Below are 478 nucleotides of genomic sequence, written 5' to 3'. Positions count from 1 at the left end.
GGGTAATCAACAGTCAAATGACGATGACGATGATAAAGTTTCAACACACAGCAGCCCGAAGGCGGCTGGCAAGTGCATATCATCAGCTAATCGTTTAGGTTCAGTTTCAACACACAGCAGCCCGAAGGCGGCTGGGTATGGTGCTGATTCTAATCAAATCCAAATGAAGAAGTTTCAACACACAGCAGCCCGAAGGCGGCTGGAAAAGTATTTAGAAGTTCAACAGCGTCATCAAATAGTTTCAAAACACAGCAGCCCGAAGGCGGCTGGTTCAACATTTGGGGCAGGCCGGTACCAATAAGTTATGTTTCAACACACAGCAGCCCTAAAGCGGCTGGCTATTTGCAATGCTCATTGGCTGTCTGGGATTCAGTCTCACCACACAGCAGCCCGAAGGCGGCTGGTGCCTGAAGTCGCAAAATCAGGTATCGATACAGCGTTTAAACACACAGCAGCACGAAGGTGGCTGGGGGCTATG

The 478-nt window shown here is 49.6% G+C and carries 1 protein-coding gene; it reads left to right on the top strand.

The window, feature by feature from the left end; genetic code table 11:
• Window positions 1–301: hypothetical protein (locus tag ACTHTU_RS11255; RefSeq protein WP_440362597.1), on the top strand; the 301-nt coding region annotated here is incomplete at its 5' end.
• Window positions 302–478: the final 177 nt, after the last annotated feature.

The sequence above is a fragment of the Neisseria sp. P0020.S005 genome, from assembly GCF_051957055.1.
In the GTDB taxonomy this organism is placed as follows: domain Bacteria; phylum Pseudomonadota; class Gammaproteobacteria; order Burkholderiales; family Neisseriaceae; genus Neisseria; species Neisseria subflava_A.
This window is presented reverse-complemented; position numbering and strand designations above follow the sequence as displayed.